The sequence below is a fragment of the Alkalicoccus luteus genome (assembly GCF_012034335.1).
In the GTDB taxonomy this organism is placed as follows: domain Bacteria; phylum Bacillota; class Bacilli; order Bacillales; family Salisediminibacteriaceae; genus Alkalicoccus; species Alkalicoccus luteus_A.
The window spans coordinates 37,053-53,319 of record NZ_JAATHJ010000009.1; the positions used below are offsets into that span (position 1 = coordinate 37,053).

Genomic DNA, 16,267 nt, shown 5'->3' on the forward strand with positions numbered 1-16,267 from the left:
GAGTACATTCACAAGTGACAGCCCTTACATGAAAAGAAATAACGATAAGGGGCAGGAATAGGCGACGTACCCCATCTTTTGACGATAAAAAACCATAAAATATGTGACTGATGTCCAGGAGCAGAACAAGTACAACGACGAAGATAAGCATCATCATTCCCTTTCGTTTTTAACCATAGCGGCGATATAGAAAATCGATGGAGCCTTCTATCATGGCGCGCAAGGTCCGCATTCGCTACAATAAGAAAAAGGGGAGATGCGAATGAAACGACTGCTTGTGCTTGTTTGGTTCCTGACAGCCTGCGGAATCAACACGGAAGAAGAAACGTTTGAGCTGGAGTTTGAGTTACATACATATGTGGATCGGATCGAACAGGGGGATATTCGCGAAGGAACGGTTACCCACGTCGTAGACGGAGATACGTTTGATGTCGTCATTGCAGGAGAAGGGGAGGAACGAATTCGTCCGTACATGGTCGATGCGCCGGAAATTTGTCACGGACACGACCCGCCAACCTGTGAATCAGAGCCGTGGGGCGATGAGGCCGCTATTTTTGCCAGGCAGGAACTGCTTGGAGAAACCGTCTATTTAGAGCAGGATGAAACGCCGGTTGATCGGTTTGACCGGACGCTCGCCTATGTTTATTTAGAAGACGGTACGATGTTTCAGGAGAAACTCCTCGCACTCGGTCTCGCCGAAGTTGTCGTTTATCCGCCGGACGACAAGTACGAAGCAGACTTGCGTGCGGTCGAGGAAGAAGCGAGAGAACGCGGGATACGAATGTGGGAGTAACGATTCAGCTAAAGCTGTAAAATCGCACAATGGATACAGCGGATTTGAGGCCACCCATTCAAGTTGCGGGTGTGATGATTGAAGGAAGTATTCTCATAAATGACTTTATTAACAGCCCAAGTACGATGGATTGTTTTGCTTAGGGTTCTTTCACTGTTTTCAAAGTTTATATGCCTTTAAATTCGTGAATAGGAACTGAAAAGAACAGGTTAGGAGGAGTCAGTATGGATGGAGCAGCTGTTATAGCGGTACTCGATCGCAGTATTACAAAAGACGTGTTAGCTAAGCTTGAAAAAGAGGAAGGGGTGCAGTCGCACACGCACTGGAAGGCCTCTGGACACAGTTCCAGGGATGGCAGCCTGCTTGGGATGAAGATTCATCCCGAAAGAGACTGCATTTTACTAATTATAGATAAAGAAAAAACGAAATCTGTGATCAAGTGGATTAATGAGACAGCTGCTCTTGATGAACCAGGAAACGGAGTAGTTTTCTCGGTTGATTTAATGGAGGTAGCAGGTTTGCGAAGCTGACAAAATGAGTTTTCTTTAGGAAGAGAACAAAAGGGTTTATCTACAATTTTTTACATTATTTCTATAAGACTTCTCTTTAAAAAGGGGAGTTTTTTAGTTTGAATAAAATGGAATCGTCTTTCTACGAAACTACGTAATTTTTAACAGTAAGGACGTGTACTTTTCTGTAAAAGAGTGGGTAAACCTGATAAGCTTAATAGAAGATACATAATAATTGAGGCGGTGTCTGTAATTGTCTATAGAAGATATGTTCTCCACTGATCAGTTTCTTATGCTGATCGCATTCTTTTTCATCATCGGCGTTCTTACCACGAAATTCTCCAGTCGTTTTGGTATACCTGCCCTTATTTTGTTTATCGGAATAGGCATGCTTGCCGGAAGTGACGGGCTTGGCCTCATTTACTTTGATGATGCCTCGCTGGCACAGCTGATCGGTATTTTTGCGCTGGTTATTATATTGTTCGAAGGTGGTCTCTCAACAAAATGGACAACGATAAAGCCTGTTGCTGTACCTTCTCTTCTGCTTGCAACTGTCGGCGTTATTTTAACCTCGCTGATTGTCGCAGTTGCGGCGCGTTTTGTACTGGACGTAACGTGGCTGGAGGGAATGCTTTTCGGTGCTATTGTAGGTTCAACTGATGCGGCTGCTGTATTTGCAGCATTGAAGAATCACAATATCAGCGAAAAGCTCGGAGCAACCCTGGAGGCAGAATCGGGAACAAATGATCCGATGGCGATGTTTTTAACGCTCTCTTTTATTACGCTTCTTACCACGGATCATGCAGGCTTTCTGTCAGTTGCAGGGGATTTCTTTATTCAGATGGGTGTCGGATTAGCGGCAGGGGTGTTATTGGGGAAAGCAGCGTCATGGCTCATTAATCGCGTTAACTTAGAATCAAGTGGCTTGTACCCGATCATTGCGATGGGTTTTGCGCTGCTTACGTACAGTCTGACAGCTGTCGTAGGAGGAAGCGGACTGCTCGCTGTCTATATCGCTGCTCTTGTGGTCGGCAACAGCGATCTTACCTACCGGCACACGATCTTCAGCTTTAACGAGGGATTTGCATGGATGATGCAGCTTGGTATGTTCGTCATTCTGGGTCTGCTTGTCTTTCCAAGCGAACTGTTTCAACTGGAGATTATTATTCAGGGGCTATTTTTATCAACGGTGCTGATTCTCTTAGCTCGTCCAGCCGCGGTTTTCTTAACATTGATCGGCTTTTCATATAGTTTAAGAGAAAAGCTGCTCGTTTCCTGGGCTGGGCTGCGAGGTGCTGTTCCGATCGTACTGGCAACCTTTCCGCTCATAGCTGGTCTGCCGAATGCCCAGCTGTTTTTCAACGTCGTGTTCTTCGTTGTATTAACATCAGCTTTAATTCAAGGAACCTCTATTTCACCAGCTGCAGAGAAGCTCGGACTGACCGGTCCAAAAAAGGTGACTCCGTTTCATTCTCTCGAGCTCGTGTCGATCGGAAAGGCGAATGCGGAAATCATCGAGTATACAGTGAACGAAGAAACCAGGGTAATCGGTCAAACGCTCTCTGACATTGATTTTCCGCCGGACGTCCTCATTAACGCCATTATCCGCGGGGAAACGCTCGTGACACCTTATGGGGAAACGACAATTGAAAACGGGGACATCCTGTATATTCTCGTGTCAAAAAAGCGTAAGAAAGACTTAAAAACGCTGCTCGGAGAAAGACGCAGCGTTCCGGAAGACTAAGTTAGAATACTTGCATGGCCCGCACGGAACTGGTGCGGGTTTTGTTACGTCCGCTCCGCTTCGTAGAGCGCTTCGTCGGCGTCGGCAGTGAGCGTTTCCGGAGCAGCAGAAGTTTCCGGAAACGCAGCAATTCCGATTGAGAGCGTCACGTGAATGACGCTGCCATCGGAGAGAACAAACGGATGTGCTTCGACAGCTTTCCGAATGCGTTCTGCAATTTCCTGCGCATCGTCCTTAGCACAGCCAGGGAGCAGCACCGTAAATTCTTCACCGCCATTACGGCTAATGATGTCAACCGGGCGGACGTTTCTGCCCATAATAGCAGCTATTTCTTTCAGGACGAGATCGCCCTCTTTGTGCCCGAACGTATCGTTTACTCGTTTGAAATGATCGATATCGGCAAAAAGCAGCGCGAGCGGCTTGTCTGCTTCTTTCGCCTCTTCAGAAAAGGAGCGCAGGTGCATGTTGAACTGCCGTAAATTGTTAAGGCCGGTGAGACCGTCTGTGAGCGATTCTTCACGGTACCGCTTCAGCAGATGCTGCGACCGCCTCGTATATTCGACCGTATAAAACGCAGCAGCGACACCGACGTAAGATACAACCCAGTAGAACGGCACAAGTCCGGTTAAGATGGACCAATCCTGAAGCAGATAAATAATGACTGCCGTAAAGATCATGTTTGCAGCGGTTGCCATCCAGAACACACAGAACGTTTTCGTAAGCTTGCAGCGGGCGATCCACACCGCTGCGAGCGTCACGGCAATGATGAGTGCACTTCCGGCTATGGCAGATACGGTCATGCCAAACAGAAAGCGGCCTGTAATAACGAACAGCATGGCAATGCCAGCAGGGACGGCGCCGCCATAGTAAGCAAGCAGCAGGACAGGTATATGCCGCAGATCGACGATTGTTTCGCCATACTGCAGACTGTAAAACATCAGCACGTTGGCGAGCAGCCCGCCCATCACACCGGCAAACAGCTTCAGCTTTAATGGTGAAGTCTGGTGCAGCGCATAGCGGCCAGTAAATTGCGTATATAAAAATAATAAGGTAGTTAAAACAGCGAGATTGGCACCAAGCTCTTTGATCATCGACATAAAAAGGTCCTCCGGGAGGGTGTGGCGTATTGATGTTAGTTTAGCATAGTAAAGGAAGATTCAGGAAAGTTTATTTTTTCTGAAAAAAGGCGTAAACTGGAAACGACAAGGAATTCTAGGGGCGTGAGCCGATGATAGTGAGAAAAGCAGCAAACCTTCATCTGAAAAAACCAAACGAAGCTGAAATACGTTCCCTCTACTGGTGGAAGTACATCGAAGAAAAGCAGCCTGCCAAGCAGTGGAACGGTCCATACATACCGGAAGAGATAATTGATGAGAAAACCTATTTTCAAATCTGGCAGGAAGAAATCGACGTTGGCATTCCAGCTGCAGCTTCAATCGTGATCAATGGAAAAGCAGTCGGCTATACAGGAGCTTACTGGGTGGACCGGAACACCGACTGGCTGGAGGCTGGCATCGTCATTTACGACCCGGATTACTGGAACGGCGGATATGGAAGCACCGCTTTCCGCCTTTGGATCGACTATTTGTTTTCAGCTGTGGGGATTCATCGGATTGGTCTTTCCACATGGTCGGGCAATACCCGCATGATACGTGCTGCTGAAAAAATGGGATTTACAGAAGAAGCACGAATTCGTGAAGCCCGCTTATGGAAGAACAAGCGGTATGATGCGATCAAGATGGGAGTACTGCGGCAGGAGTGGGAAGGATGATTCTCGATATTGCCGTCCAGGTGATGTTTCCGATCCTTTTTCTTGCTGCAGCAGGCGCGTTTTTTCAGCGGTGGTTTCAGCTGGATCTTGGCACGCTGTCACGGCTGCTGACGTATTTCTTTCTGCCCGCTGTCGTCTTTACGACGATTTCCACACAGGAAATAGAGGGGGGCCTGCTGCTGGACGTCGGCGCGTTTCTGTTCATTCAATTTTTGTTGCTGGCTGGAATGTCGAGCCTGATTTGCCGACTGACCGGCATGGATCCGAAGCTTGCTCCGACGTTTAAAAACAGCGTTGTGCTCATGAATTCCGGAAACTTCGGACTGCCTGTAAGCCAGCTCGTGTTTGCGGGCACAGCCGGTGTCTCCGTTCAGGTCATCGTTCTGCTATTTCAAAACTTCTTAACGTATACATATGGATTGTTTCAAGCGGCTTCTTCTTCAGCCGATACGATGAAAACAGCGGTGATGCAGCTGCTGAAAATACCGGTGCTCTATGCGTTGGCAGCGGCCGTTATCGTGCAGCTGACCGGTATCAGTCTGCCTGATCCGGTGGTGATTCCGCTTGAGCAGACGGCAGATGCGTTTATTGCGCTTGCCTTGTTTACGTTGGGGGCCCAGGTCGCCTACCCGGCGCTCAGACAGTTATCGCTCCTCTTTTTCACAGCGGTTGCTGCGCGCCTGATTTTCGCCCCACTGCTCGGATTAGGCATCATCTTTCTCCTCGGACTTGATGGCGTCACCGCACAGGCATTGCTAATCGCGAGCGCGTTTCCAATGTCCCGGAACAGCGCACTGTTTGCGCTGGAATACGACAACCGTCCGGAATTTGCCGCACAGGGCGTGCTCGTCTCCACGATTCTGAGCATTTTCACCGTCAGCTTTTTCATCTATCTGGCCCAGCTATTATTTGCTTAGGAGGGGACCGATGACCTGGAAACATGCAGTCGATCCGTTTTTACTCCTTGCAGCAGCTGTATGTGGGCTTTTGATAAGCGGTACAGCACCTGACTGGACATTGGAGCCGGTTATTTACCTGCTGCTCGCGAGTATGTTGTTTTTCGTCTTTTATACGATGCCGGAAGGCCGGCAGAAAAGCGATAAACCGTTCCTCTGGACTGTGCTGATGGTAAACGGTCTGCTTGCACCGATAGCAGCCGTATTGCTTGGCTGGCTGTTTCTCGGCGGTGAAACAGCGCTGTTTATCGGTTTTTTGATGCTGATGGTAACGCCATGTACCGACTGGTATTTGCTGTTTACGAAGGCAGCCGGAGGAAACGTGAGGCTTTCAGCCGGTTTGATACCCATTAATTTAATTCTCCAGCTCATTTTCTTGTCTGCAATTGTGCTAATTGCAGGAGGGGCATTCGGTTTCAGCGGCGTAGCCGTTTCTTTGATGCAGGCGCTGGCTGTGGTTCTGCTTCCATTGAGTGCTGCGGTAGCTGCCCGTGCAAAGCAACCAGGCAGGAGCGTCCCGGAAAAGCTGCCCGTATTCTTGCTGGCAGGTGCTGTTCTGCTGATCTTTATGGCTGAAGGAGAGGCGCTCGGACAAGCGTGGGAACAGGCCGGTATCGTCTTCGTGCCTGGACTGCTTTTTTTCCTCACGATGAGCGGAGCCGGGTACGCCATTGGAAAATGGCTGCACATGGAGCGCACGGCGCACATCAGTCTCGTCTTTACCGTCTCCGCCAGAAATGCACCACTCGCTGTAGCGTTCGCTGCAGCAGCATTTCCGGATGAGCCGCTCATCCTGCTCGTACTGCTGGCTGTGCCGCTGTTGGAGCTTCCTTATTTAAGTCTGCTGACATTTTTAATAAAGAGGTGATTACCATGAACCGTTACATGATTGCGCTGCTTACAGCCGTTTTAATGCTTGGCATCGCCGCAGCTTTATTTATCACGATGCAGTCCCAGCATCGCGACAATCTGCAGGTGATGCAGGCCTGTATCGAGGAAGGCGGGGTAGTGAACGTAGAAGAACGCTTTTTAGGGAACCAGGTGGAATGCCGGCTCCCCTGATGTGAAACGGGACTTCCATTGAATCGTATACATAGGTAAGGAGGGATAGCGTGCTCGTATCAGTTCTTGTAATCGCCGGTTTCGTTACGATCGTTCTTGTACTTCTAAAGGGGTTGAAGCTGAGGCGAAAAGAGGTCCAGCAGTATCATGGCGGCATGCACCTGATCAGCCTGCTGGTGATCGCGATGGCGATGATTACTCTGATCATTTGGAGCGGGAACTATGGGCAGGAAATGTGGCCCGATGAACCGATATGGACGAATCCTCTCCTCTATACAACTGTTGGAGTGACGCTGATGCAGCTTTTGCAGGCCGTGTACGATTACCGGTTTGCTGAAAATAGAAACGTACCCGTTTTCTCATTTTGCATGGTAGGCCTGCTGGCGATACTGTTCAGCACGATTCTATTTTTGACAGGTTGATTGGTATGATAAAACGTTCATCCTATGAACGTAAAGGATAAAAGAATATTGAAGTTAAAAGACGGATAGGACCTTGCATCTGGAATCACTTGCCTGCGTAATATTCAAAGTAATGAAGCAGGAATGGATTTATGAATAGAATGTACGGTGAACATCAAGCTTAACGAGGAGGCTTATTATCGCAAATCTACTACTTCTGGCAGCAGGGCTGTTCGTGCTGTGCATGTTATATTTCCCGTTCCACTGGCGTAAGAAGCTTGATCTGGAAAAACAAGAGATCAATCGCACGTGGGGAAGATCTCATTTCATCATCCAGCTTGTGCTGATTGCGGCGGGGATCGCGCTTCTCTTGTCTGGAGCCATCTTTTTCCGGGATCAACCGCCTGTATACCTTTCACCAATCATCATTCTGCCGGCTTTTTACACGCTTCTGGCTCTCGGACAGGCGTTCTTTGATTCTAAATTTGCCGAGAAGCCGGATGTGGTCGCGTATTCAAAACGAATGGCAGCACTGGCGGTGATGCTCATGACAGGCTGGTTCATGTTAGTAGCGTTCATCTGATGACGTTTGAGGAGGCAGGTACATGATCTGGATCATTTTTTCTATTGCAACAGCGCTGTTGTTCATGTCACTGTGGGGACTTCGCAAATGGGTAGGGCTTGAGCGGCACGAGGTGAACCAGGACTGGGGAAGGGGCTTTAAAGCTCTGCGCTTTGGCATCACAGCCGCTGGCATTGCGGCAATCCTGATCCGGGCTGGTTTAGGGGAGGTGCAGCTGATTGCAGGTACAGCTGTGGAGGTTTCACTGATAGCCGTCACCATGGTCATGCTTCAGCAGCTCGTTCAGCTGGTCTATGACGTCCGTTTTGCAAAAGACAAACGAGTGAAGTGCTATTCGGCAGGAGTCAGTATACTGCTTTTTTTGTATATACTAGGGATGGTAAGTATGATAGTTCTGTTTACTACATAACTGATAAAGGATGTGTCGATCATGAAAGAAGCGTTAGTAGAGGCATTTTGGGAGCGGGCCAAACGAGCGAAGGGAATTAAGGCGGACAATTATTACGAAGCCTTTTCGTTCGGGGGCAGTTCGGCGGATGAATTGGCGCGCCTCGTACTGGATCAGGAAAAAACTGCTACCTGCTCGGCGCTCCCGTTATACGAAATTGAGCAGCAGCCGCTTCCGGAGCCGGGGGCCTACAGCATCGTTCTCGCTGAAAACGGCTCTCCGCTCGCCGTCATTGAAACGACAAGAGTGTCGATTATGAAAATGGAGGACGTGCCGGAGGATTTTGCTTTGGCTGAAGGAGAGGGCGGATATGAAAAGTGGTGGGCCGATCACGAAGCCTTTTTCAAGCAAGAGCTCAGTCAATACGGACTGCGCTTTGATCCATCGTTAAAGCTCGTCTGTGAGCGGTTTCTGCTCGTTTACACAGAAGGACCGGCGCTGTAATGGACTGGCTTGGAAGCCTTGCTGCCACGATGCTGTTTTTTCTGACAGGTACGACGCTCGTTGCGTTTATCACCGTGCAGATTCTAAAGCGAAAGAAGTAGCGCAGCGGCATAGAACAGGAGAAAGATGGGTATAGAATAGGGAAGCAACCCTATTATGAAAAGAAGGTGATGAAATGCGGATCATGCAGCCAGTTAAACATCAGCTTATTGATATTATTCTGTTTTTTATCGCTGCCGTGCTCGTATTTGGCATTCTTTTTGATATGGCCGGGTTTGGAATCGGCACAGTCGGTCTGATTATCGTTTCCATTATCACCGCTGTCGTCATCGTGTATGGCAAGGCAGCATTAGGAAAAGAGGCATAACGTGAAGCAGCTTCGGTTTCAAACCGGAGCTGCTTTTTATTGTCTCATTTTGGAGCAGGATCTTCTTCGGTTCCGATTCTCGCTTGTTCATGTTGTTCATGAACACAAGCAGAACGATGAGCATCGCAAGCGGCAGGATCAGAACAAACAGGGCTGAAAACTGATAAATCAGATCCATATCGTCACCTCCTCAACGCCTTCAGTATAGCAGACATAGGGAAGAGGCTGAGGAAGCCCCAGCCTCTTACAAGTATTTACCGTTCCTTTTCCACCTGCTTGCGGACTTCTTCTTCAGTAAATTGTACGCTTGGGCCGATAATCACGTGGATGCTGTGTTTACCGACGATATTCGTGCCGGGAACGCCGGTGCGACGGATCGCATCTTCATCGACGGCGTCCATGTCGTGAACTTCGAGGCGCAGCTGTCGATCGCTGCAATATTTGCAGCGCCGCCGAGACCGGCGATGATGCGTGCGCTTTGAGCGGATAGCTTGCTGTCCGCGTCCGCCTCTCCAACACTCGTTTCTTCCGTTCCGGCTTCCTCCTGACGACCAGGCGTCTTCAAGTCAAACTTGATAATTAAAAAGCGGAACAAAAAGTAGTAAATGGCTGCAAAGACGAGACCCTGAACGATCAGCATGTACGGCTGCTGCGCAAGAGGCATAACGAAGCCGAGCACAAAGTCGACTAAGCCTGCGCTGAAACCGAAGCCTGCCATCCATTCAAACGATGCTGCAATAAAAAGGGACAGTCCGGTTAACGCAGCATGCACGACGAAAAGAAGTGGTGCGAGAAACATAAACGAAAATTCAAGTGGCTCTGTGACGCCGGTAAAGAAGGACGCGATTCCTGCTGCGAGGAGCAGGGCGGCAGCTTGTTTTCGCTGCGCTGTTTTAGCAGTATGGTACATCGCGAGCGCTGCAGCTGGCAGGCCGAACATCATAATCGGGAAAAAGCCTGCCATGTAGCGACCTGTCACACCTGGTTCCCCTTCACTGGACCAGTAATTTCCGATATCGTTTATGCCCGCGAGATCAAACCAGAACACCTGATTCAAAGCGTGATGCAAACCAGTTGGGATAAGCAGGCGGTTAAAAAATCCATACAGACCGGCTCCGGCAGGACCGAGTCCGCTGATCGCCGTTCCAAATGTGACGAGCCCGTTATAAACAACCGGCCATAGAAAGAAGAAAACAGCAGCCAGTCCAACAGATGCAGCAGCCGTTAAAATCGGAACGAGCCTCTTACCGCTGAAAAAGGCGAGTGCATCTGGTAACTTCACGTGGCTGAAACGGTTGTAAAGCGCCGCAGCGACAAGACCGACAATGATGCCGATAAAGACGTTGTCAATACCGGAATAGGCAAGCGGAGCATCGTCTTCGGCTACTCCCATCATGCCGGCCACGTTTTCACTGCTTAAAAGCTGTGTAATAACGAGAAAACCAACAAGCCCGCTAAGTGCTGCAGCGCCATCTTTCTCTCGGGACATACCGATCGCAACACCGACTGCAAACAAGATCGCAATGTTGTCGAGAATTGATGTGCCGGCGTTAATAATAAACTGGCCGATCACGCTGTCTTCGTTTACGGCCGTGATCCAGTTGCCGATTCCGGCGAGTATCGCAGCCGCAGGCAATACGGCTACAGGCAGCATAAGTGAACGCCCGATTGCTTGAATATACTTCATAAAAATACTTCCTCCTTCAATACATAATGAAGCGATTTCATACAAACAGAATAGCATGCATTCATATAGATGTCTAGACCACTAGATAAACTAAATCTTCTAAATTTTTGTTGTTTTTGCAGGATATCCTGCATTATACTGTGAAGAAGCAGGAAAAACTTCGTTTTAAATGGAGGTGGATGAGCTGTCACTAAAGGATTTGCTGCATGAACGGTACAACAGCTTTTCACGCGGCCAAAAGAAGGTAGCCGGTTTTTTTCTGACGCACGCGTCTGAAGCAGCGATGCTGACGGCCGGGCAGATCGGTGAACGAACGGACGTAAGTGAAACAACTGTCATTCGCTTTTCGCATGCGCTCGGATACCGAGGCTTCAGTGAACTGCAGGAAGCATGGCGCACGGAATGGCTAGGTGTGCAGGAACATGGACCGGTGTATGCGGGTGAAAGCATACCTGGTAAGGAAATCCGCATGCTGGAAGGCATCGATACAGAAGCGCTGGAACCGCTTCTCGCAAAGTGGAGCCGCAGTCTGCTTCAGGCTGAGCGAGTCGTTATTGCGGGTTTTGATGGTACTTATGCGGCGGCTTACTGGCTTGCTTTCTCGCTTCGCGGGTTGCGAAAGCGCATACATCTCGTCGGTCCGGAAACGATCCAGCCGGAGGATACGCTCGATTTGGATGAGGGCACTTGCGTTATACTGCTCTCTTTCCCGCGCTACCACCATCAGTCAAAAGCAGTCGCAGAAGCAGCCGGCGAGCGGGCAGGAGAGCTGCTCGTTCTGACCGATCATGCATCGAGTCCGCCTGCAGTCGCAGCTGACAGCGTATGGACAGCATCCGTTGCTGACGGCGGTGATTACCGATCTGCTGCCTACACCATTACGCTTTTGGAAATGCTGCTCGAGAAAGTCGAGCACGATGCAGATGAACTCGGTCAAGCTGCACCGCGCCGGAAAGAATTAGAAAAACTGTACGCTGCAAGCAGGCGTTATTTAGAATAGAGGGGGATCTTTACTATGAGTTCACTGCCGAATATCAACCAGGAGTTTTCACCAAAACCGAAGCCGACACGAAAGGACATCTTATCCTTTATTCTGCCTTCTATTCTGGGTATCCTCCTGTTTATTGTGCCGATCCCGCAGGATGACAGCATTACGATCCCGATCGCGTTTATGGCAGGATTCATTAACGGAGCGCTCGGCGATGTCATTCCATTTATCATCATTACTGTTATGGCAGTTTCTGTCGTCTTGACAATCGGTGCTCAGCTTCTGAAGCCGGCGTTTGTGATGGAACGCGAGAGCCTGCGCTCGCTGCTACTCGTCAAACCAGTCTGGACCGTCATCCGTGCAGCCGGACTGCTTTTTGCGGTGATGGTCGTATTCGGATTCGGAGCGGAAGCGGTTTACTCAGAAGATACCGGCGGACTGCTCATGTACGATCTGCTGCCGATTTTGCTGACAACGTTTTTACTTGCCGGCTTTTTACTGCCGCTGCTACTAAACTTCGGAATGCTTGAATTTATCGGCGTGCTGCTCATGAAGGTCATGCAGCCGCTCTTCCGGGTTCCGGGGCGAAGCTCGCTTGACTGCCTGACGTCATGGGTTGGCGACGGAACAATCGGCGTGCTTCTGACAACGAAACAGTATGAGGGCGGCTATTACACGAAGCGGGAAGCCGCTGTGGTAGCGACCACGTTTTCAGTAGTCTCCATCACATTTACCATCGTCATCATCGATTACATGGAACTGATGCATATGTTCCCGCAGTATTACTTAACGATCACGATCGCGGGTCTGCTTGCTGCTGTCATCATGCCGCGTATCCCGCCGCTCTCGCGTAAAGCGGACACAGCATTTGAAGGTCAGGAAATCAAAGGGGACGTTGAAGTTCCCGCTGGTACCTCCCTCGTAAAAATCGGATTCAGCGAAGCGGTAGCGAAGGCGCGCTCCAGCCGCAGTCCAAAGCTGTTTGTCCGGACTGGCCTTCAGAACGTGCTCGACATGTGGATCGGGGTGCTGCCGGTCGTGATGGCAATTGGAACAGTCGCGCTCGTCACCGCTGAATTTACGCCTTTCTTTTCAATTCTCGGACGGCCGTTTGAACCATTGCTTACGCTGATGCAGGTGCCGGAAGCAGAAGCAGCCGCTCAGACGATGGTCGTCGGATTTGCCGATATGTTTCTGCCGGCGATTATCGGAAGCGGCATTGAAAGCGACATGACGCGCTTTATTATCGCCTGTGTGTCGGTCACGCAGCTCGTTTATTTGTCAGAAATGGGTGGACTACTGCTTGGCTCCAAACTGCCGGTTAAATTCCGTGATCTCGTGTTCATCTTTATTCTGCGCACACTGATCACGCTTCCGATCGTCGTACTGATGGCCCATCTGATTTTTTAGGAGGAATGTTTCATGGATACGATCCTGCAAACGTATGAGGAGCTGCACAGGCTTGCAGAGCCCTCCTGGCAGGAGGAAAAAACGTCGCGCTACTTGCAGCAGCGTCTAAAGGAAGCCGGCTTTTCACTGACAACGTTTGAAGGACACCACGGATTTTTTGCGGAAATAAAAGGGGAGACAGAGGACGTGCTGATGCTGCGGGCCGATATGGATGCTCTCCCATATGAAACTGAGGACGGTACGGTTTACCGGCATACGTGTGGGCACGATGCGCACAGCTCCATCGTGCTTCATACGGCACTGAATATAAAAGATACCCGCCCCAAGCATACGATTCGCTTTCTGTTTCAGCCGGCTGAAGAAACCGCAGCAGGCGCACTGCAGATGATTCGGGATGGTGTGCTGGACCGGGTTGTTTTTCTGGCAGGACTGCACGTCAGGCCGATATCTGAGCTGACCGCAGAAGAAGCGTCACCAGGCATCCAGCATGGAGCGACAATCGCTGTTAAAGGTCGTGTTACCGGTGAAGCGGCCCATGCTGCTAGAGCATCAACCGGGGTCAATGCGCTTTACGCCGCAGGTCGGCTCATGCGTAAACTGGAGGCATTTTCAACAGACGGCCAATCGGCAGTGATGACGAAACTGAAGTCCGGAACGACTGTCAATACGGTGCCGGATAAAGCGGTGTTTGAGCTTGATTTACGTGCACCTGACAATGAAGCAATGGAGCGTATATGGGGAAAAATGCAGCATGCAGCGGACGATGTAGAAACAGAAACAGGCTCCCGCTTTACTCTTGAGGCAGCTGAGCATGCGCCTGCAGCAGTAATTGACCTACGGGCCGCAAGCTGTGCCAAGCGGGCGATTGCCGGTGTTTGTCACGTGGCGGACGTCCTTCAAACGCCCGGGGCAGAAGATTTTCATCACTATACGAATGTAAACGAGGCGCCGGCTGCCGTTATGATCGGGCTTGGCTCAGGATTAACACCGGGGCTGCACCATCCGGAAATGACATTTGATCTCAAAGCGCTCTCAAAAGGCGTGGAAATCATGACGGCGCTTCTCGCGGAAGCGGATCGGGTCGATTGGGGGGACGAAGCTTGAAGAACTTAACAATAAGAGAGTTAACGACAACGGCCGAACTGGAAGAGGTGTTTGAGCTGGAAGCATTCATCTGGAACCGGGATGACGCCGTCCCGCCTAACCAGACGATCACATCGGTTAAAAATGGCGGGTTCGTGCTCGGCATGTTTGCTGAGCATCGGCTGATCGGATTTCAGTACAGCTTTCCGGGCTTTAACGGCACAGACGTGTATCTATGCTCGCATACGCTGGTCGTTCATCCCGATTATCAAAAACAGGGTCTCGGTGAACAGTTGAAGCAGGCGCAGCGAAAGCTTGCTGAAGCGAAAGGGTATGAAACGATCCAGTGGACGTACGATCCGCTGGAGTCCGTCAACGCAAAACTGAACCTGCATAAGCTTGATGCGACAAGCAACGTCTATATCGAAAATGCATACGGCGAGCTGCATGATGACATCAATGCCGGCATGCCGACCGACCGGCTAGTCGTTTCTTGGTCCTCCAGGCCGGTTCCACGACAGCAGGTTTCGGTCGAGGGTGCAGAAGCAGTGTATCCGGTGGAAGAGCGTAACAGCATTCCAGTCCCGGGAACGATTCGGCATGCGGAAGCAGCCGTCCTGCTCGTGCCCGTTCCGGCTTCCATCCAGCAGATCAAGCATGTCAGCCAGGAGGCCGCGTTAACGTGGCGGCTCGTTCAGCGTTCCGTACTGCCGCCGTTATTTGCTAAAGGGTATTCCATTGTGGATTACCTGCCTTATGGGAGCCACTATGCTTACGTACTGACAAAGGAGCGTCCAGATGCAGATTAAAGAAGTCATCATCCGAGAATTAGTTATGAAGCTGAAGCACCCCTTTACGACCAGCGTTGGTACAGAAACCGAGAAAGCTTTTCTGCTTGCAGAAGTCCGTACGGAGAAAGGTGTATCCGGCTGGGGGGAAGGGGTCTCGATCACAGAACCAATATACAATGAAGAAACAGTCTCGACAAACTGGGCCGTATTACGCGAACAGCTTCTCCCAACGCTGTTTCATACGACCGTTCATCACCCTGATGATGCCGCTCGGGCGTTTCAGTATGTTCGCAGAAACTATAATGCGAAAGCTCTTCTTGACGGTGCGATCTGGGATGCCTATGCCAAAGAAGCCGAAAAGCCGCTTTATGAGGTGCTCGGTGGGGAAAAACGTCCGGTTGATGTAGGTATCAGCATCGGCATCAAGCCTTCGATGACGGACGTACTCGATACAATAACGAAAGCAGTCGATGAAGGCTATAAGCGGATAAAAGTAAAGGTCAAACCAGGCTGGGACATCGACCTGCTGAAGCTGATCAGAGCAAGGTTTCCCGATATTGCGCTTATGGCCGATGCAAACTGCGCCTATACGCTAGCCGATATCGATCATTTGAAACGCTTCGACGATTTTAAGCTGATGATGATCGAACAGCCGCTGGCAGAGGATGACATCATTGATCATGCCGGGCTGCAGCGGGAATTACGTACGCCAATTTGTCTTGATGAAAGTCTTCACAGTGACGAGGATGTGCGAAAAGCGCTGGAACTCGACAGCTGCCGTATCGTTAATATGAAAATCGGGCGTGTAGGAGGATTGTCTGAAGCGCGCCGAATACATACTAGGTGCAAGCAGGAAGGCGTACCGCTCTGGTGTGGCGGCATGCTGGAGGCCGGCATCGGCCGTGCACACAATTTAGCGCTGACCACGCTTCCCGGCTTTACGCTGCCAGGGGATACGGCCCCATCTTCTCACTACTGGGAACAAGATATTATTCAACCGGAGGTCGAGATGGCTGAAGGTCAGATTTTGCTTCCACAGCAACCGGGCATCGGTTTCGAGCCGGATATGGACCGCATTCATGCGCTGACTGTTCGTTCTCAAACGTTTGAAAATCGATAACGGCCAGCCCCTGAGACCGACAGCTGCACCAATCCCATGCAGACTTATCAGAAGCTGACTGGAAAAATGCGGATTGGATTTTTCCTCCCATTTTCTGCTAAGCTTATAGC

General features: G+C 50.2%; 19 protein-coding genes and 1 pseudogene. 18 read left to right on the forward strand and 2 right to left on the reverse strand.

From position 1 onward, the window contains the following. Positions 1–262: 262 nt before the first annotated feature. From HCN83_RS07870 to HCN83_RS07880, 3 genes are all read left to right on the forward strand, one after another. The gene (locus HCN83_RS07870; protein ID WP_168006087.1) at positions 263–793 is read left to right on the forward strand and encodes a thermonuclease family protein; all 531 of its coding nucleotides are present in this window, start codon (positions 263–265) and stop codon (positions 791–793) included. 224 nt (positions 794–1,017) lie between these two features. Then, on the forward strand, positions 1,018–1,323 hold the full coding sequence (locus HCN83_RS07875; protein ID WP_168006089.1) for a P-II family nitrogen regulator: 306 nt from the start codon (positions 1,018–1,020) through the stop codon (positions 1,321–1,323). 247 nt (positions 1,324–1,570) lie between these two features. Then, positions 1,571–3,046: a potassium/proton antiporter gene (locus HCN83_RS07880; RefSeq protein ID WP_168006311.1), complete on the forward strand. Its 1,476-nt coding sequence runs from the start codon at positions 1,571–1,573 to the stop codon at positions 3,044–3,046. A 44-nt stretch (positions 3,047–3,090) separates the two neighbouring features. Here the strand turns inward: HCN83_RS07880 and HCN83_RS07885 are convergent, their stop codons facing one another. Then, on the reverse strand, positions 3,091–4,143 hold the full coding sequence (locus HCN83_RS07885) for a GGDEF domain-containing protein (protein ID WP_246238151.1): 1,053 nt from the start codon (positions 4,141–4,143) through the stop codon (positions 3,091–3,093). A gap of 131 nt (positions 4,144–4,274) precedes the next feature. On the opposite strand from HCN83_RS07885, the gene HCN83_RS07890 reads away from it, so the two are divergent. From HCN83_RS07890 to HCN83_RS07935, 10 genes are all read left to right on the forward strand, one after another. Beyond that, positions 4,275–4,817, forward strand: a complete 543-nt coding sequence (locus HCN83_RS07890) for a GNAT family N-acetyltransferase (protein WP_168006091.1) — start codon at positions 4,275–4,277, stop codon at positions 4,815–4,817. After that, entirely contained in the window at positions 4,814–5,734 is a 921-nt protein-coding gene (locus tag HCN83_RS07895) for an AEC family transporter (RefSeq protein WP_168006093.1), read from the forward strand. The genes HCN83_RS07890 and HCN83_RS07895 overlap by 4 nt, the downstream gene beginning before the upstream one ends. Before the next feature lie 10 nt (positions 5,735–5,744). Next, positions 5,745–6,641, forward strand: a complete 897-nt coding sequence (locus HCN83_RS07900; RefSeq protein ID WP_168006095.1) for an arsenic resistance protein — start codon at positions 5,745–5,747, stop codon at positions 6,639–6,641. Positions 6,642–6,646: 5 nt separating this feature from the next. Continuing rightward, positions 6,647–6,835: a hypothetical protein gene (locus HCN83_RS07905; protein ID WP_168006097.1), complete on the forward strand. Its 189-nt coding sequence runs from the start codon at positions 6,647–6,649 to the stop codon at positions 6,833–6,835. A 50-nt stretch (positions 6,836–6,885) separates the two neighbouring features. Next, complete coding sequence (locus tag HCN83_RS07910) at positions 6,886–7,257, forward strand: DUF4181 domain-containing protein (RefSeq protein WP_168006099.1); 372 nt, start codon at positions 6,886–6,888, stop codon at positions 7,255–7,257. A gap of 214 nt (positions 7,258–7,471) precedes the next feature. Further along, positions 7,472–7,819 (forward strand): DUF4181 domain-containing protein, encoded by a 348-nt coding sequence (locus HCN83_RS07915; protein WP_168006101.1) that lies wholly within the window; start codon positions 7,472–7,474, stop codon positions 7,817–7,819. Positions 7,820–7,841: 22 nt separating this feature from the next. Next, complete coding sequence (locus HCN83_RS07920) at positions 7,842–8,228, forward strand: hypothetical protein (protein ID WP_168006103.1); 387 nt, start codon at positions 7,842–7,844, stop codon at positions 8,226–8,228. A gap of 21 nt (positions 8,229–8,249) precedes the next feature. Further along, positions 8,250–8,711 carry an ASCH domain-containing protein gene (locus tag HCN83_RS07925; protein WP_168006105.1) on the forward strand — a complete coding sequence of 154 codons (462 nt, stop codon included), beginning with the start codon at positions 8,250–8,252 and terminating at the stop codon, positions 8,709–8,711. A 184-nt stretch (positions 8,712–8,895) separates the two neighbouring features. Further along, on the forward strand, positions 8,896–9,078 hold the full coding sequence (locus tag HCN83_RS07930; RefSeq protein ID WP_168006107.1) for a DUF2207 domain-containing protein: 183 nt from the start codon (positions 8,896–8,898) through the stop codon (positions 9,076–9,078). A 1-nt stretch (position 9,079) separates the two neighbouring features. Then, positions 9,080–9,235 carry a hypothetical protein gene (locus HCN83_RS07935; protein WP_168006109.1) on the forward strand — a complete coding sequence of 52 codons (156 nt, stop codon included), beginning with the start codon at positions 9,080–9,082 and terminating at the stop codon, positions 9,233–9,235. Between the two features lie 97 nt (positions 9,236–9,332). Here HCN83_RS07935 and nagE read toward each other — a convergent pair. Continuing rightward, a pseudogene (nagE, locus tag HCN83_RS07940) lies at positions 9,333–10,765 on the reverse strand (N-acetylglucosamine-specific PTS transporter subunit IIBC). Between the two features lie 169 nt (positions 10,766–10,934). On the opposite strand from nagE, the gene HCN83_RS07945 reads away from it, so the two are divergent. The 5 genes from HCN83_RS07945 to menC are packed head-to-tail and all read left to right on the forward strand — an operon-like array spanning position 10,935 to position 16,157. Then, complete coding sequence (locus HCN83_RS07945) at positions 10,935–11,765, forward strand: MurR/RpiR family transcriptional regulator (RefSeq protein ID WP_168006111.1); 831 nt, start codon at positions 10,935–10,937, stop codon at positions 11,763–11,765. A 15-nt stretch (positions 11,766–11,780) separates the two neighbouring features. Beyond that, positions 11,781–13,163 carry a YjiH family protein gene (locus HCN83_RS07950; protein ID WP_168006113.1) on the forward strand — a complete coding sequence of 461 codons (1,383 nt, stop codon included), beginning with the start codon at positions 11,781–11,783 and terminating at the stop codon, positions 13,161–13,163. Positions 13,164–13,175: 12 nt separating this feature from the next. Continuing rightward, positions 13,176–14,267, forward strand: a complete 1,092-nt coding sequence (locus HCN83_RS07955) for an amidohydrolase (RefSeq protein WP_168006115.1) — start codon at positions 13,176–13,178, stop codon at positions 14,265–14,267. Further along, positions 14,264–15,055, forward strand: a complete 792-nt coding sequence (locus tag HCN83_RS07960; protein ID WP_246238152.1) for a GNAT family N-acetyltransferase — start codon at positions 14,264–14,266, stop codon at positions 15,053–15,055. The genes HCN83_RS07955 and HCN83_RS07960 overlap by 4 nt, the downstream gene beginning before the upstream one ends. Next, positions 15,045–16,157, forward strand: a complete 1,113-nt coding sequence (gene menC, locus HCN83_RS07965; RefSeq protein WP_168006119.1) for an o-succinylbenzoate synthase — start codon at positions 15,045–15,047, stop codon at positions 16,155–16,157. Before HCN83_RS07960 ends, menC begins: the two co-directional genes overlap by 11 nt. Positions 16,158–16,267: the final 110 nt, after the last annotated feature.